At 36.0% G+C, this 16,534-nt stretch carries 13 protein-coding genes; 2 read left to right on the top strand and 11 right to left on the bottom strand.

Annotated features, from left to right (window positions below):
• Positions 1 to 15: 15 nt before the first annotated feature.
• From FEZ08_RS11445 to FEZ08_RS12245, 11 genes are all read right to left on the bottom strand, one after another.
• Entirely contained in the window at positions 16 to 1,752 is a 1,737-nt protein-coding gene (locus FEZ08_RS11445) for a pLS20_p028 family conjugation system transmembrane protein (RefSeq protein WP_138192508.1), read from the bottom strand.
• Positions 1,753 to 1,761: 9 nt separating this feature from the next.
• Positions 1,762 to 2,064, bottom strand: coding sequence for a TrbC/VirB2 family protein (locus tag FEZ08_RS11440; RefSeq protein WP_138192506.1), 303 nt, complete (start codon positions 2,062 to 2,064; stop codon positions 1,762 to 1,764).
• Positions 2,065 to 2,081: 17 nt separating this feature from the next.
• Complete coding sequence (locus tag FEZ08_RS11435; RefSeq protein WP_138192504.1) at positions 2,082 to 4,007, bottom strand: VirD4-like conjugal transfer protein, CD1115 family; 1,926 nt, start codon at positions 4,005 to 4,007, stop codon at positions 2,082 to 2,084.
• Between the two features lie 2 nt (positions 4,008 to 4,009).
• Entirely contained in the window at positions 4,010 to 5,611 is a 1,602-nt protein-coding gene (locus FEZ08_RS11430) for a hypothetical protein (protein ID WP_138192502.1), read from the bottom strand.
• Between the two features lie 61 nt (positions 5,612 to 5,672).
• Positions 5,673 to 6,746, bottom strand: a complete 1,074-nt coding sequence (locus FEZ08_RS11425; protein WP_138192500.1) for a hypothetical protein — start codon at positions 6,744 to 6,746, stop codon at positions 5,673 to 5,675.
• 32 nt (positions 6,747 to 6,778) lie between these two features.
• Positions 6,779 to 9,232, bottom strand: coding sequence for an MSCRAMM family protein (locus FEZ08_RS11420; protein WP_138192498.1), 2,454 nt, complete (start codon positions 9,230 to 9,232; stop codon positions 6,779 to 6,781).
• Positions 9,233 to 9,397: 165 nt separating this feature from the next.
• On the bottom strand, positions 9,398 to 10,195 hold the full coding sequence (locus FEZ08_RS11415) for a hypothetical protein (protein ID WP_138192496.1): 798 nt from the start codon (positions 10,193 to 10,195) through the stop codon (positions 9,398 to 9,400).
• Between the two features lie 198 nt (positions 10,196 to 10,393).
• Positions 10,394 to 10,777, bottom strand: coding sequence for an NUMOD4 domain-containing protein (locus FEZ08_RS11410; protein WP_138192494.1), 384 nt, complete (start codon positions 10,775 to 10,777; stop codon positions 10,394 to 10,396).
• A gap of 1,049 nt (positions 10,778 to 11,826) precedes the next feature.
• Entirely contained in the window at positions 11,827 to 12,723 is an 897-nt protein-coding gene (locus FEZ08_RS11405; RefSeq protein WP_171015058.1) for a helix-turn-helix domain-containing protein, read from the bottom strand.
• A gap of 162 nt (positions 12,724 to 12,885) precedes the next feature.
• A complete protein-coding gene (locus FEZ08_RS11400) occupies positions 12,886 to 13,758 on the bottom strand; it encodes a hypothetical protein (protein WP_138192490.1) in 873 nt (290 codons plus the stop codon).
• 638 nt (positions 13,759 to 14,396) lie between these two features.
• Positions 14,397 to 14,915, bottom strand: coding sequence for a hypothetical protein (locus tag FEZ08_RS12245; protein ID WP_171015057.1), 519 nt, complete (start codon positions 14,913 to 14,915; stop codon positions 14,397 to 14,399).
• A 92-nt stretch (positions 14,916 to 15,007) separates the two neighbouring features.
• On the opposite strand from FEZ08_RS12245, the gene FEZ08_RS11390 reads away from it, so the two are divergent.
• Both FEZ08_RS11390 and FEZ08_RS11385 read left to right on the top strand, forming a co-directional pair.
• A complete protein-coding gene (locus FEZ08_RS11390) occupies positions 15,008 to 15,805 on the top strand; it encodes a ParA family protein (RefSeq protein ID WP_171015056.1) in 798 nt (265 codons plus the stop codon).
• A complete protein-coding gene (locus FEZ08_RS11385; protein ID WP_138192486.1) occupies positions 15,805 to 16,077 on the top strand; it encodes a ribbon-helix-helix domain-containing protein in 273 nt (90 codons plus the stop codon). Before FEZ08_RS11390 ends, FEZ08_RS11385 begins: the two co-directional genes overlap by 1 nt.
• Positions 16,078 to 16,534: the final 457 nt, after the last annotated feature.

Below are 16,534 nucleotides of genomic sequence, written 5' to 3'. Positions count from 1 at the left end.
CGTAAACCTACGTTTCTATTTATTCTGATTATCTTTTTTCGGTATTGTTTGTCCTTCAACATTTCCGAATCCATGTGAGTTCTTTGCTTCTTCTTGCTGGTGTTTCATAAGTTCTGCATTGTATCCATCACTGTAACTCTGTTGTGAGCCTCCTAAGAATGAGCGTTTATTTTTCGCATTTTCCATCGGTTCAGTTGGGTTACCATTTTTAGCATCTTGTTTCGCATCGAATTTACCAACTTGTTTCATGACCGGATTAGTAACAAATTGACCAGCTGCGTGCATCGCAGCTCCAGCGGCACCCTTAATACCACCAACGACACCTCCGGCCATTCGACCAGCTGCCGCTGCTTGCATAATGGCTGTACTGCCATCTTGGACGCCGGCATCAACACCTAAGAGTTTTGTGACCAGTTTAGAGCCATCAAGCATGAACAACATACCGGCAAACTGGAAAGCAAGTTTTGTCACCGTGTCATTGAAGTTCAATGCCCCAATACTTCCGGTTGCGGTTGACACCCAAGCGGTATAGTTAAAGTAAAACACGAGGGCTAAGCCCATCACCCATATAAGCGCAAAGTTCGAGCCGATATGTTTCGCAAATTCTTTCATTCGACCGCCAAAGCCAATATCACTCATCGCAACAATTGGCGCTACTAATCTTGAGAACCCAAGTTCTAAATAGATACGTGGTACCTTGATACAATAAAACGCCAGGGCAATGGTAATAATAATAAAGGACGCTAATACATAAAAGATATCCATATACCATTTATAGATGTATTCACTCCCTAAACTAAATAGGCCGGTGTAGTTAATTTTGCCAACAACATAATCCTGCTGGCGGTCATGATAGCTGATAATAACTCGGTTAAATTCATACCCACCGCTATTCGTACCAATTTCATACTTGGCCGGCTCATTGATTTCAAAATACTCCATTTCTTTTTCGGTAAGATTATTGTATTCATCATTGAGCGATTCCATAGTGCCACCACTCTGCAGCACATCACGGACATATTCAATATCAATCAGTGATGCTTTTAAGATTTTGTCTTTTGGTGATTTCGTTTCTAAGCCACTGGTCATTAACCCAAAGGCGGAACCCGTGAAACTCACTCCCTGCACGAACAATAAACTGATGCCAATCAAAAACACTGAGCCAATTAAGATTGACTTGGTTAAGTCTTTCAGTTCCTTTGGCCCCTTGTCGTTCGTTGCCATCCATACCTTCACTCCACGAATGATTAAAAAGATTGGCAGTAAACTTAGGGCAATAAACATCACCCAGTAATAGATATCCTGGAAATCGCTATTGGTTTCACGATCAAGAATATAGGTTTGACCAAGGGTCACGATATTGAGCGCTATGGTATAGAGTGCATCAACAAAGTTTCCAAGTAGATCTACAAGCCAGTAACCAATACTACGAATGAGCGATGCTCCAGCATCACTTTTCTTAATATATGGGTACAGTGGCTCATAAGTTTCTTGTTCATAATAAATCTGACTCATCCCATCACACTGGCCATCTTGCGATTTAGCATAATGAGTATTGCCACAAATATCAACCTTTTCTTCATCCGGCAAACATTCTAATGGGTTTCCGCCATTCTGAATACAGGTATCCCAATCATCATTCGGAGCTTTTGCCTCGACCGCTACTGGGGACACAACAACACAAATAAGAAACAGAAAGCATGACAGCAACACTTTAAGAACCAAAGAACCTGGTTGCTTTTGCTTGCTCATATACATCACCTATCCTGCGATTGTCTGTTGAATGGTAGCTGCAATAAAAGCGGCTCCAAAGATGAGTAATGCCCCACCGGCAATAACCAGTATCTTCTTTTTGTGTTTAGAAAACTCATCTGGGGCGAGCCACATACCTAGTCCAACACCCATAATGACTAAGACGAACAGACCGCCACAGATATATTTGCCAATAGCGACCCATGTATCAATGGTATTGGTAATTTGCTCTGCCTCAGCAGGCATTGATGGCTCATACCTTGATAGAAAGGCTTGTGCTGCTTGTAGTTTTTGATAAATCATTGTTTGCATAATTCATTTCCTCCAAATTATAGAATAGATTGAAATAAAGGCATGATTGCCTCTATACTTTGTTCACTGATTGCGCCTTTTGTCGCAAAGTGCATAATATGATGATATAAAGTCTTAGCCTCAATCTCCTCTAACTCAAAGACTTTAATGTAACTGTACTCATCTTCAGTGAGTAAGCGTTCAACTTGTTGCATTAAGCCGTTGGTTGATTTTGATTGAACAATGACTTTTTCTTCAGTAAAAAATGGATCTAAGCTTGTATGGGTTCCATACGGCAGTTCCATTGGTTCAATATTTTTCGGTTTTTGTTTCCACCACGGCCGTAGTTTAAGATACTGTGGTGGTGTTTTAGATCGTAATAGTACAATCCGGTTTGGTTTGAGTCGGTTCATTAATTCATCGGCACTCAGTAACGCTCTTGCATGATTTGACTCATTACGATTGCTTTGTAGGATTGCCCAAGGCGAAAAACTTCTCGACTGGACTTTCATGGTTTTAGAACCAATTCGCTTGGAAATGTTTTCAGCGGTTTCTAGACCGTTGGTCCCAATATAGATGGTGTCGTTGGTCATATCAAGAATTGATTTTGCGACATGATCACCATATATCTCATATAACTGCGAAAACGATTGAATAAATAAATAGAAACGCATCCCCCGGGAACGAGAGACGCCAAGTTTTCCTTTCATTTCCGGAATTTTTGGTAAGTTCCCAAACTCATCAAGTAAGAAATTGGTACGGACCGGTAAGCGGCCACCGTTTGCGACGGCTACGTTGACGAGTGTATAGTATACCTGGTGAATGAAAAATGAGACTAACTCATGGCGTGATGTTTCCGCATCAGGAATAATGACAAACACCGCGGTCTTTTCTTTCCCAATTGATTCAATATCAATAGTATTGATAGAGGTCATTTGAGCAAGCAGCCGGTCATTAAAGATATCTAAATTGGCATCAAAATTAATCATGATACTTGAGCGTGTCTTTGGCGACTGTGCCGCCTCTTTCACTGCACTATACGAACGTCTTGCATCCGAACTTGTCGGTAACGAACTAAAGAAGTCATCTAATCCATTTTCAGTATCCGATAATCGGTTCTTTAAATTCATTGTGCCGGCAACGGTTACTTGTTCATATTTACCAGTTTCAAGCAAGGCAAGAAACAAGGCATCATGTAATTGTTTTGAAAGTTTGCCCCATATTTTATCATCTCCAGATGAAGTACTGACATGCAGCGTATGCGTAAATGATTTAAGTAAGGTAGTTGCCTCACTCACCCGGCCGGCTTGATAGTCCTTAATAATCTGAGCCATAGGATTGTATGAATCACTGCGCCGTGGATCGTATAAGTTTAAAACTTTGATCGCATAACCTTTTGACTTAAAATATCCGGCCATCTCATCATAAATCTCACCTTTCACATCCCCAATAATAACTGACTCGCCATTATCGGCAATCGATTTAGCGGTGGGAATTGCGACCAATTGCGATTTCCCTCCACCGGTCGTTGCGATCACTGTTGCATGATTATCATCAGCATCGACGTATTGGCCAAAGATATTACTTTTAAGAACTAGCCCGCCACCACTTTTTTGATCTCTTGGAACAAAGCTTGATAAAAGCGAATTTATCAATTGAACGTTGGCTACATACCTAGATGTCAGAAAAAGTTCAATCCTATAACCCCATCTTGCACTCCCATGTGAGTGATGATCTGAGTATCCTTTCACTGAAATAAAGAGTTCAACGAATGGTTTGAGCATAATAACTCCAAATATTATCCATGAGTAGTTGTTCCACCACACGATTTGATTCATATCTATATCGGTAAAAGAAAATAAGCCATGCTCAAATAGATACAATCCTACTTGTACAACCATGGTAATTAACACTGAAATAAGAACACCAAAAAGCGCATATTTAATAAATGTGACAAATCTCATGGCTACATCTCCAGAACATTTTTCAGCTTATCTGTAAATGTTCGTTTTTGTGTATCAATCTGATTGGTTTTGAAGTCAATTGACTGTATCGACTTATCTGAAAACGACTTTGTCAGTTTTGATAGTGACTCGGCAATCTCATCTTTTCTTGTATCGTGCAATCCAACTGCATTATAAACGCCTTTAGTAATCGTAATTGATGGTTGCATAAAGACAATTTCGGGTTTTGACTCTTTGTTTTCACGCAACATCGCATGACTAAAGTGTACACCGCCATATGTGAACTTGACTGACTGGTGTAGGCCAACTGGTTCATCACAGCCTAATAATGTCATTTTGTGATCAAACGGGACCGGTAAATTGATATCATACTTGGTTTCACCGACTTCCAGTTGTTGCACGTACGGTGTTAAGGCTTTTGTGATTGCTTTGCATGTTTTCATATCCATGCAGTACAGTGGTTGGCCGGCAACTCCTTTAGGGAATTCTAATGATAGTTTATTGTTATCAAGTGTTGCTAGTATATTAGAAAGATAAAGATCACCATATTTTAGTTTTATGTTTGTATGATCTTCATGTTTAGTCATTTTAAAAACAGCGACATCGGACAGAAATTCACTGCTGTAATCACTCAATAAATTGGTCTCCTCTACTTCTGATAAGTCATTGTTGCGATATTTGAATAAACCAGTAATTTGATAATCAATACCCAATTTCGACATATATTCCTTAACAATTACTGCCGGATTCTGTGTTGGCGCTACAACAACATCAACATTGCCACTCGTAGTGCCACTTGTTTCCAGTACATCATATTCAACAAAATAACGTTCATACGTATACTCATTTCTAACAATAACAACGCTGGATAATTCATCGGCAAAACGCTCTGTTAGTAGCTGAGCTTCATAGTCTAAGATTTGTTCTGTGGCAAGACCAAAGTAGCCATCACGTTTTGAAATGAGTTCTGGATTAGCTGCTAATTGTTCTCGGATGATTGATTGAAGTATTTTTTTCGTTGTATCACCAACGGCCGTCTGAAAATCATAAAAATTATCAATACTCACATACTCAGTATAGGCATTGTTAATTGTAAACGCTAATTCTGCATAACTATTTTCAAATAATTGAAGCCTGGTTTCAATTGAAATTCCCTCATCTAGAGTAAATTGATAAGCGTGGTACTCATTGCCAAAATCATCTGAATGTATTGTAGGTTTTAATAATTGTTGATTATTATTCTCTTCTATCAACTCATCTTGTTTTTCGAGTCTAGAAGTATTAAATGATTGGTAATCCACAATATTAAAACCACTTACTAGATGAATACTTGTTTGTTGTTCTGACTTTAATATCTGCTTTGTCTCCGGAACAATCCGATAAAAATTTAATTCATTATGGATAAATTGCAATGGATCTTCATGAGGAAACGCTCGCTTGATATAATTGATTAAATTGTTGTGGTCATTACCACGAACACCATCCTCAAATTCACCACTAATACCGAGCTGTAAAGTAGGACTCCACCAAATTGACTCTTCATCGACTGAGCTGATCAATTCATCTTCCCAGTACTCTTTAAATTGATTAATTATTTTTTGCATCTTTCTACCTCCTAAAATAAAAACAAGCCTAGTCATAGGCTTGTTTTAATAGTATGCCGACTTACTCCATCTCAGCTGCTTGGTGTTGTTGTTTGTGCTGCGGCCGTTCAAAAGTTGAAATCTCACCAGTCATTAAATCAGTTTTCTGAATGATTTTATCATCATACTGATCAACCATGACATGTAAGGTTTTAACTACCGGTTCCAGTGCCTCTTTCGCAAATGTGACCACATATTCTGCTTCCTTGTCCTTCCGGTATGCTTTTGGAATGCTCATATACTGTTCTTGTTCTTGATTGGTTCCAGCAAATGTATTATTAATGTATACACCGCCATATGAAAAATTCGTGAAAGCTCCTTTTTCAGTTTTGTGGGACTTCACTAATGTAAGCGCTGGGGTAAAAGGAATATCAAGCGCAAGGTTTTTCTGCTTGTCTCCTTTTTTCATCGCAGTCAGATGTGGCAAGAGTGCATCTCCAATACTTTGATTTAGCTGTTTATCAAAACAAAAGACCGGATACTTCTCTCCATTCGGTGCAGCGTATTTTGGAAAATCTAATTGGACTTTATCATTGACGATTTTTGCCCAAATTCCCGAAAAGTACGCTTCACCATATTTAATTGTCATCAACGTGCCATAATCAAAGGCAACCATGCTTGCGACGGCAACTGCCGGAACAGCTGCTGGTTCAATTCCTTGATACTGCGCACGCCGTGCTTCAATTGTCTTGGCAAGTTCCTGGTCTGCAGTTGATAGTGAACGATCAGCTTGAGTTTTCTGTTCGGCTTGTTGTGCTGCACTCATGCGCTTTTCTTCATTGAACTGCAGATACTTTTCCGCAAGTTCATTGTAGCGGTTAAAAAAGACCAGTGCCTGGTCTTTTGAACGTTCAGCATGTTCAAGGGCAGCGGTAACAATACTTAGTAATTCAGCATCAATCCGTGTGCTGCCTGATGTACTGAGTGATTCCATCAAGGTAATCTGCCGCTCATTTAAAGCATGGCTTTCAGCAACCATTGCCTTATACTTTGCCATCATGCTTTGTAAACTGTCATGCATCATATCAAATTCAAGCCGTTCGTTCATTTCCAGTTCATTGTTTTCATTAATTTCAAAACTTTGACTATTTTCCATGTTGATTTCCTCCTAAATAAAAGAACCACAACCTATTGTTGTGATTCTTCTTTTTTCTTCGATTTTTTGTGTACGACATTAAAAACAATAAGTAATCCTACAAATGCAAGCATGCCTGCACCGATTAATGCATATTCAACAATATGCTCACCGGCAAATGGAAGTGATCCGCTAGTTGCCTCTGTTCCCGATACATCTGATTGACCAGCTCCGGCAGTTGTTGCACTACTGGTATTTGAATCAATTGTGCCTACTTCAGAGACTGGTGTATCCGGTGTAATAACAATAGTATCAACCTCAGGCACCTTTGTGATACCTTCAATTGGGTCGGTCGGAGCGGTTGCATCAGGTAACAATGGTTCAATATATTCGATATCATCTTCAGTTGCGGCAAATACGCCTACTTGATTAGCAAGTACGGTTCCACCAGCTAAAGCTAATGTTAATGCGATAGCAGCGGCAGTATTAGTCAGCTTTTTAGAGAGTTTCTTTTTACGGAAAGCAAATAACAACATCCCTGCTCCACCAATTCCAACACCAATGATGATCATCATATCAAATGGCTGGCCGGTTTCAACAAGTGCTTTGATTTTTTGATTATGGAAGACCAAGCGGATAACTTTACTTTCACTATCAACGGTGAAATAGGCTTTCTCTATACTCGGGATGTATCCATTTGGAGCAACAATTTCTTCGGCGACATAATCACCATATAATAATTGATCTAATTGTTCCTCAGTAAAGTTGTAATATCCATCAGCTCCTGTTTTGACTGTAAATGAAACTTGGCAGTCAATAACACCTGTTGTATTTTCAGTTGAGTTTGTATCAGTTGTATTTGACTCAGTATTATTATCACTTGAATCAGTTTCTTCAACACAGGCTTCACCAGTTAGACGAGTTACTTTGAACTCTGCATCTGCAAGTGGTGCCCCAGTTTCAAAGTCGTCTTTATAGATCGACATTTCTCCTGCACGTACATACTCATTGATCAGCATTTGATTATCATTAATATAATAGACACCATCAACTAAATCAATTGTCGTGTTTGGATCAGTTAAGTCCGGTAAATAATACTTCTCATAATCAAGTGCATATTGCGTTGGATCCGCAGTATTCACTTCACGAATATAGGTTGCGCCATCAAACAGCAGAACACTTACTGGAGCTGTTAAAAATTTTCCGGTTTCATCCGTCATCACTCGAGTTAATTCACGAGCTTGATTATCATATAGCCCATATTCTGTATCCGGTAACACTTCAAAATCTTCATTGGCTTTAAATCCACCAATTTGAATGTATGCCGGTGCGATGTCAGCTGTTAGTGTTGCTGAAGCTGATTTTGGATCGTTACCTGTGTAGTAAAATAATGCTTGCAAATCTTCAAACCCCATTGGTGGATAAACAATATCAGCTTGTGGGTTTGGCATAGTTACTGTACCTTTAAGTGAGATTGACTCATCAGCAATTAAATTAGCAGTACGAATAACATATTCATTCCCTTTTGTAAGTTTTGTTACTGGTGTATTATCAGATACCTTCGTGATGTAATAACCACTTTTAATATTAGTTACAACATCTGTACTTGCAGAGTCATCCTTAATTTTAAAACTTGTTGTAGTGATAGTATTTGTTATTGGATCGAAATGAGAAGATAAATTCGTTTCTGTAAAATTTAGACTGCTGCTACCGTTGTATAAAGCATTTACCTTATCATTTACTTGTCGATATTTACCAGACACATCTCCATACCCATGCGCATAAACACTTGACCAATAATCAGCTGTTCCTTCGCCGTACCATGAACTTGATTGTGCAACAACATATTTATAATTAGTATCATTATTACCCATAATTCCGTACGCATCTGCCCATGCTACATAAAGCGCTTGAGTCATTTTAATATTATTAAAGTGACTTGGGTCAGAAAAATTATCAGAGTATGAAACTGGATCATTTGTCCGCTGTGCACAAAAAGCCACTTTTGAATCTGATTCTAACCGATTAATAAATGTACGATATCCATTTCCATCTATATAACCTAGTTGCTCATACATTCTAACTGATGAACGTAGTAAGGCTTTATTTTGATTACTTAGTAATTGTTCGTTTAATTTTTCAGTAACGGCATTGAGCCATCCTTTTGGATATTGTGGATACTCGCCATCATTGTAAACAAATCCTTCGATATCTTTTGGGTGTGTCATGACGCCATTATAGGGCACTAAAATATCATAGTCTCCCATTTGATAAGTAACATGCCGACTATATAATTGATTATTTGAGATTGTACTATTAGTAGTGGTAGTATCTTCTACTTTGGAAGTAATCACTTCATTATTTGTACTATCCTCAGTATTGATGTTTTCAGTTGTATTTTCAATCGTTTGGTTATTTTCACTTGATGCGAATACTGGCTGCATTGTACTTGATGCGATAAGCATCACAAATAAGAATGTAAAAATAAATTTGATGAACTGTTTCATGTCCATCCTCCTTTTTTTGTATTGTCATAGAAAAAAAGCACCTGTATTCATAACAGCTGCTTAATTGGGTTTTGTTATTTAATTGTGTGCCGGTGATCGGCAATTTGCGTTCATATCTGTTCCTCCCAACAAAAAAAGCACTTAATAGTGCTTTTGTATTATTATTTAATTACAAACTTTGACTGGTCTATAGATCGTAGAGGTTCCAGTATCGCCATTAGGAAGTGTATATTCTACAGTATCTTCAACATACTCTATCCAGCAAGTTTGCGTGCTGCCACCTCCGCCTCCACCAGATCCTGAGCCACTATTACTTGAGTCACTACCACTATAACTGCCATTATCAGAATAATCATTATAGTAATCGGAGCTACCTGATTCAGTGGTTGCGGCAGCTTCCTCAGCTTTTTTCTTATCTTCTGCAACCCGTTTATTTGCGATATCAACAGCAGATTTATATGTATTGATTGCCTCAGTAATTTTACTGATGTGTGGCGGTAAGATATCTTCTTTATTTAATAAGTCCAGCGCTGCTTGTTTTTTTGTCGCAATATCTTGTTTCTCACTATCATTGTATCCATCACTCTGTTTAATTCCTTCAAATTCAGATCTTAATGCAGTCACTTTAGCTTGAACTTGAACAAGACCTGCTTCTAAAACTGCAGCCATATATTCCTGTAATGCATAATATGCTGTTACATCATCACGATCCGCAACTGCTTGTAAGTAGTTCGCATCGCTAGGCCAAGGATTTGGCATATAGTCTTTATATATATCTTTAAAGTTGGTATTAAATGCGGTATACTCTGCATCGAGTCCTTGTAACTGCTGGTCAATCAGGTCATTTTGATACTTTGTATGGGCTACAACACCTACTCCACTGCCGGCAATAATAATGACAACTGCTAGAACAGCTGCGATAATCACTTTTGTTTGTTTACTCATTTCCTTAAACTTATTCATCTTACTCTCTCCTTAATATAATTTTACTTTGTTTGATTTACTGATTCAATAGTGATTTTTTACAATATTTTATTTAACTATCAGTGTTATAATTAATACCTCGGTTTTGGCGAACCATTCCAATAATACTTTGACGTTCTTCAGCAGTTGCCTTTCTTAATGGATATATTGGCTTTTTAATCTTATTATTAATAGTATCTAACACCGTTTGATAACTGACATGTAAATGTCGTGCAGCTGCTCTTGCGCTAATAAAATATCGTTGTTCTTGATTTGACTCATATACAACGACTTCTGCTTATTTGATAGTAACACTAAATTATCTAACTCATACCCTCGTCGGCAATCTTTTCTTCTAACATATCCGCCTTTCGGTACCGGCCCATGGAATGCATTCCAAATGAGTTTCGCCCACGACGTCTCAACCATTCTTCCGTTTCTTTTCACTTTTACAACAAGACGACCACGTCTTTGGTATCCTTGTAGTAGCTTATCTTTAGTTTTATATTGTCTTTGTATTTTACCGGTATTGCTTGCTTCATAGAAAACATCTAATCCCGGTATTTGTTTCCACTCTTCCATCTCAATCTCTCCTTGCCTTTATTAGACTTGTTATCCTTGCAGCATGTATCAGATCATTAATAAAACATAGTTGAAATGAATATTGAACTTTCGGGGGGAAAAGAAAGAAATTATTATTACAAGAAATTGATAACAACTCAAATAAGTTGCCAGCATCTGATACATACTGCAGGAACAACAAATCTATTTAATTACTACCCCTGTTGTATGTAATATATGTTGAACTAGTATAACCAAAAAAGCAGTACTTTGGTAATTGGAGCCAAAAGTACTACTCTATATTACATACAACAGGAATAATAAATTCCTGTTGTCCTATTAAATTAGGTTGTCAGCAACCGCTTATCTTTAGGCGCTGCCTTGTTGATCTTACTATACAACAAGTTATAGATTTCTATTTAACTCTTTTTTAGAGCATAGCGGTCGGGCTGGATTTCCACACATCGCTATTATATTATTTGTTTAGTCACCTGTTCTGATCTAGAAATCACAATCCTTTTTTGGTGATTATGATCAATATCATTTCCATCGCTTCAACTTTAGGGATCATCTCGACATTCCAAAGCCCGATTACAAGGAGCCGCAATTCTCATGTACTTGCTTGTACTCATCCACAGTTTCAATAATATATCTTGTCAGAGAACAAAATAATTCCATTATTTAACCGTTTCATTTGTACCATCCTTACTTTTCTAGTATAATGATTAGTGTCATTAAACTTTTAATGGCGTCAAATATTACAGCATTTGCTGTAGTACCGAAGGGCAATATAGATCAACTTTTTGCGGAGATGTCTATATTGTCCTTTTCCAATACCACAACGAGTCTATAATGACTCAATATATGGAATTTGTGGTTATTACCACCTATCAGTAATTAACAGGACAGATCGACAAAACTATTTCTAGTTAATTACTGATAGGTAACAATAAATACTCAAATATGAGTACATAATATCAATGTTTTATTGTTTTAAATTTCTATATACTCAAATTTATATATTAATTATACTATTGAGTCTTAATTGTGTCAATAAAAAAAGGACCCTATTATAAGTCCTGATTTAAATTAATGTTATACTTTTCTAGTTCATGTATTATTGCACCATAGAAATCTTCCATTCTTATCAATTTACAAAACTCTAATGAGTCTTTTAAGAGCTTCTTACCTTCACCTACATCTTGACCTAATTTTACCAAGCATAGTCCCTTTGTAAATAAAAAACTAGGAATAAATTTTAAGCCATTACTTCTAATTGCGACATCATAACCCTTGGAAGCAAAAGTATATGACTTGTTCCAATCTTCAATTTCATAAAAATATGTTGAATATCCATTTAGTAGCAACAGGTATGCTGGAAAATCTTGTAAACTATCCGGAAGTCCTTCTAGCCAATTTAGAACTCTTTCAATCAGTTCCATGTGTTGGCTTGATTGATCAAATTGAAAAATAATATTTATTAACTCCATTTCATTATGAGAAAAGAAGTCTGCCCCAGCTTTAAGAGTTTTATTGAGAGACTTTTTAGCAAGTAATTCGGCTTTTCTATAGTTTCGTTCTATATGTTTAACTAGTTCTATTTGAATAATATCTACATACTGCTGCTCTCTCAGTGGAAGTGAGTCATACATATCTTTAGATATTAACTCATACTGCAGTTTTGCTTTACTCCAGTTTAATGTTGCAAAACAATCTTCAATTGAATCTTTAATCCTATAATAATCTGTAAAATTAGCATACTCATTATACTTAGTCAAAGTGCAAAAATCTATACCCAGATTATTTACAATTATATTAAGTGTATCTACAGATGGAGAGTTAACATTTTTTTCAATTCTAACAATTGTATTCTTATTTAATTCTTCAGAAGCAAGCTCGATTTGAGAATAATTTTTTCCTTTTCTGATTTCATTAACTTGCGTCCCTAATTTTAGCTTATTACTCAAATCAACCAACTCCCTTCAAGATAAACATAATAATATTATACTGTACATTCAGCTTATTCACAAATTAATTTAGTTGATTTATTAACATTCTTGAAATATAATATACATAAATCGTAACATGGTGGTAAACACCTAAGGCCAAAAATTAAATTGGCCTTTTTTTTATATCAAATTATACATCTTGTTCAAACCAAACCTTACAGCAGCAATCCGTTCCTTAATCAATTTTGCTTTTTGTTGCTTATTATAAACCTGCTGCAATATCACACGTGCAGCTTTTTTTATTTCTTTTGAATAACTAGCCAGTTCTAGATAAACTTGATAAAATTCAGCAACTAATGCCGCATGATCCTTCAGCATATAATACACCTTTTTATTCACTACCCCACTATAACGAATCTTCTTAATGTGATATTGCCGGCGCAATGAATAATCCCGCATATCTTGTTCTTCAAAGAATTGCTTAATTAATGATTTAACATGGTATTTACGACCAGGATGATCATAGCTCTTGTCTTTAGCTGTAAACTTTGAAGCTGAAGCAATTTTCTTACCCTCTGCATCGACCTTATAATCCCCTTTTGCATAACGCAAAGTATAACCAGGTTTTGCTACTCTGGAAACACGGCCGGCGGTATCAAAATAAAAATTGCTAGTATACTTAGCATACTCTGATGCAAAACTGCGTAAGCTAAACAAGACAACTAAATGTAAGTTGTGATCCTCACCGACAGCTGCATCACGAACAAACCAACTTACAACAGCTAAACCCGGACATATACGATCAACTAAGTTTTTACATAATGCTGAAAGGTCCTTTCGGTCCAACCAGCTATTAGGTAACTCGATTAAGTATTCTTTTGCAACATTATTACTCTTCACACTCTTCCGGACCTGACTGTATTCAAAATCCTGAAGATTTTTCCAAGCTGCTAAATTACTTCCGTAAGAACCTAAACAAGTTGCAGTTAAAAAGTTATATCGTTCAAGTACTTCATTATGTTTTGATTCTCTTAGAAATATAAGTCGTTTCATTATAGCATTCACCTCATTGTTTACCTAACACCAGTAAGCAATAACACAATATACCCTTTCGGGATAACGTGCCTTGCTTGCGCTCGTTACTCTCCTCTATTACTTACTTAAAAATAATAAGGAGAGCAACGTTGGCGATACCAGTCATTCAACGAACTATTTAGCTCATTAACTCACTGGTGTCGCCACCGCTCATGCTTTCGGGAACTCCCTAGACATAACTAACTCCCCGCAATACACCCTTGGATCTGCGTTAGTTATAAGCATGCTCTCGATCTTTATGTACAGTTGTGCCTTAGTATTCTCTCCTGTACGATCTGTATTATCCGCAACGGTTGAATCTGCGCCGGCTCAACTCTGGGCCTTTCGCTAGTTTACGCAGTACTGCAGTTGCTGCAGCATTATTGAAACGGTGGCTTCGGTCGGTTTTCTCAAGTGAAACCTTTGTAAAACCTCTAGCAATGTCTTATTGAATAGAAAAAAGCCCTAAATCTTGCTATTTTAGCGCTTTTAGTGTATTTATCTATTGCATTGCATAGGTAAAAATGCTATACTAATATCAAGTTTTGAGAAACAGATTTAGTATAACTACTAAAAGCAAACAGTTATTGTTGGTAGCAATAGCTGTTTTTTTCTATTTAATTACTTATAGCATATATTACTTTAAAACAAGCTGTCAATAGATTTTTTTTTATATCTACTTTTATATTGATTCTTATATCTACCTTTATATTGAGTTTTATATCTACTTTTATATTGATTCTTATATCTACCTTTATATTGAGTTTTATATCTACTTTTATATTGATTTTTATATCTACTTTTATATTGAGTTTTATATCTACTTTTATATTGAGTTTTATATCTACCTTTATATTGAGTTTTATATCTACCTTTATATTGAGTTTTATATCTACTTTTATATTGAGTTTTATATCTACCTTTATATTGAGTTTTATATCTACTTTTATATTGAGTTTTATATCTACTTTTATATTGAGTTTTATATCTACTTTTTTATTGAGTTTTATATCTACTTTTATATTGAGTTTTATATCTACTTTTATATTGAGTTTTATATCTACTTTTATATTGAGTTTTATATCTACTTTTATATTGAGTTTTATATCTACTTTTATATTGAGTTTTGCTCTCAAAGAACAAAACTTTAAATATTATACCTAGATATAATATTTATATTGACTTTATCCTTTGCTTTATTTATAATCTAGTTACGGAGGTGTTTAACTTGAATAAGTTAAAGAAGGTAGTTTCATTTGCAAACTTAAAAGGCGGAACAGGAAAAACCGCAGTAATGTATAATCTAGCAGGATTAATGGCCGAAAGAGGCAGCAAAATATTACTAATTGATCTTGATGCCCAAGGCAATACTACTGCTAACGCTGGAGTGGATAAGAGTAGGTTAGAAGCAACATCTGCAAATATGTTTAAAAATCAAACAATTTTAGGGTTATTAATCATTAAAGAGGTTAGACCAAATATTGATCTTGTACCATCTACAGTCAAAATCACAGCTACGGAAATGCAAATTGCTGGTGAAACAGCAAGAGAACGTATTTTATCAAATTACTTTGATGATAATATTGACACATTGGAAGAGTATGACTACGTATTCATTGATACTAATCCATCAATGAGTGTTGTGAACCAAAATGCGTATCTTGCTTCTGACTGTGTGTTTATCGTATCTAATGCAAGCTCCAGTGGATATGAAGGAGCAGAGCTTTTTATTGACTTATGGAGTGATATTTGTAAGAGAATGAGAATTCCATCAAATATCAACGCATTTATTGTAAATGGAGTAGAAGCAAACACTAATGTTGCTAAAGATTTCTTTGCTGGCATAAATAATGAGCATTCAGTAGTTAAAGATATAGTGGTAAAGAGTTATATTCCTAAAAATGTTGCAATTAACGAAGCTAATGAAGGACAGTGTTTACCAATCAACATTTATGATAAAAAGGCAAAATCTTTTGAGGCATACAATAATTTATTAGATGAACTAATATCAAGGGAGGTATTATAATGTCAAGATTTACAGAGAAATTTAATAACTCGCAGCCAACAGATCTATCTGAGACGACTTCATTTGCTGATGAAATTATTGATGCTGGAAAAAGTAATATTGATTTAGTGATACCAAAAAAACCTAAAAAGAAGTCCACTACATATTATTTATATGAGGATTTAACAATAGCGTTAGAAAATATTGCAAAGAGTAACAAAGTTTCTACCAGTGACTTACTCAATCATATTTTAAGACAATACTTACCAAATGTAGATAAAAACATAAGATAACTAATATCAAAGCGCTCAAATCGGGCGCTTTTCTTCGTTTTAAGCGTTATTTGTACTATGTTAGCAATAATTCCGCACACAACAATAGAACAGCGCTAGAAACGGCTAAAAATGGCTTATTTACACATCATGATGTCTGTAAGTACCAAATAGAGTGACAGACAGCATCTTAATGTTGTCTTTATTTGTTCACTTATTCATTATATGACCAAATTTTGACGGTATAGTGACCAACAGCAATTTTCCTTTGGCCGATAATAGAAGCGAGCAGGGGAGCTCAGAAGATAAGGTTCATTCGGAAAGGGTAGGGTAGTATGGATCTTAACGCATTTAAACTATCCGATAATATCATTTGTTTCGACTTGAAATCTTTTTATAGCGTGCGCCCATAAGGTGCTATTTCTATCGCCAGGAGTGGTATTTGATTAAAGAGAAATCAAATTGACTAGCCGTCTTA

Source organism: Culicoidibacter larvae (assembly GCF_005771635.1).
Taxonomy (GTDB): Bacteria; Bacillota_I; Bacilli_A; order Culicoidibacterales; family Culicoidibacteraceae; genus Culicoidibacter; species Culicoidibacter larvae.
The sequence above is the reverse complement of the archived record's forward strand: the minus strand, read 5'-3'. Positions and strand labels throughout refer to the sequence as shown.

Excerpts from the sequence above, each read along its gene's own strand:
- FEZ08_RS11435 (WP_138192504.1), bottom strand. The coding sequence starts at position 4,007 with ATGAGATTTGTCACATTTATTAAATATGCGCTTTTTGGTGTTCTTATT.
- FEZ08_RS11430 (WP_138192502.1), bottom strand. The coding sequence starts at position 5,611 with ATGCAAAAAATAATTAATCAATTTAAAGAGTACTGGGAAGATGAATTG.
- FEZ08_RS11410 (WP_138192494.1), bottom strand. The coding sequence starts at position 10,777 with ATGGAAGAGTGGAAACAAATACCGGGATTAGATGTTTTCTATGAAGCA.
- FEZ08_RS11425 (WP_138192500.1), bottom strand. The coding sequence starts at position 6,746 with ATGGAAAATAGTCAAAGTTTTGAAATTAATGAAAACAATGAACTGGAA.
- FEZ08_RS11415 (WP_138192496.1), bottom strand. The coding sequence starts at position 10,195 with ATGAATAAGTTTAAGGAAATGAGTAAACAAACAAAAGTGATTATCGCA.
- FEZ08_RS11385 (WP_138192486.1), top strand. The coding sequence starts at position 15,805 with ATGTCAAGATTTACAGAGAAATTTAATAACTCGCAGCCAACAGATCTA.
- FEZ08_RS11400 (WP_138192490.1), bottom strand. The coding sequence starts at position 13,758 with ATGAAACGACTTATATTTCTAAGAGAATCAAAACATAATGAAGTACTT.
- FEZ08_RS11445 (WP_138192508.1), bottom strand. The coding sequence starts at position 1,752 with ATGAGCAAGCAAAAGCAACCAGGTTCTTTGGTTCTTAAAGTGTTGCTG.
- FEZ08_RS11440 (WP_138192506.1), bottom strand. The coding sequence starts at position 2,064 with ATGCAAACAATGATTTATCAAAAACTACAAGCAGCACAAGCCTTTCTA.
- FEZ08_RS11420 (WP_138192498.1), bottom strand. The coding sequence starts at position 9,232 with ATGAAACAGTTCATCAAATTTATTTTTACATTCTTATTTGTGATGCTT.